The 673-nt window shown below is 73.1% G+C and carries 1 protein-coding gene; it reads right to left on the minus strand.

The annotated features are described in order from the left end of the window. On the minus strand, window positions 1-673 hold a 673-nt coding region (locus AC1DT4_RS20245; RefSeq protein WP_477091552.1), incomplete at both ends, for a DUF222 domain-containing protein.

A 673-nucleotide genomic window follows, 5' to 3' on the forward strand; every position in this document is an offset into this window, starting at 1 on the left:
GCGCCAGGTCGCGTCTTGGGCGAGCTCACGGGCGACCTGGGCCGGGATCGGCCCGTAGGACCCCAGGAACCCCGGGTTGTCGTCCAGACCCAGCAGGGTGGAGGCGGCCACAGAGACCTGCAGGGCGGCCCGTTGCCCGTGCCGGGTGGGTAGTGGGGTGCCGTCGGGGGTGGCCTGCCGGTCCAGGATCCCGGTGAAGATGTCACTGAATGCGTCCGCGCGCCGCTGATCCACGCTCCGCTGGTCACCGTCCACGGCGGCGTTGCCGGCCAGGGCGTCGATCGCGGTGAACGCCGCCGTGGCCTCGGCGGCCGGGAGGTAGGCGATCAGCCGAGCCATCGCATCCGGGGCCAGCTCCAGGAACACCCCACGCCGCTCCCGTTCGGCCCGACGCCGCTTCTCCGGAACCTCCGGGTTCACCGCGAGCAGCATCGCGCGCACGTGCCGAGTGAGCTGAGGGGCGGTCAGGTCCCCGGCCCGCACCACCGCATCCGCGACCACCTCGTCCAGGACCTCACGGCCCAGACCGGCGCCCCCGGTGTGGATCTCGGCCAGGATCACGTCGATCTTGCGCGCCTCGATCCGACCGGCCGCCCACGCGTCACCCAGCACCGGGTACGTGCTGGTGTGGGTGGCACGCAGGACCAGGTCCTGACCCAGGCGCCGGGTGCAG

The sequence above is a fragment of the Cellulomonas sp. P4_D11 genome (genome assembly GCF_056401915.1).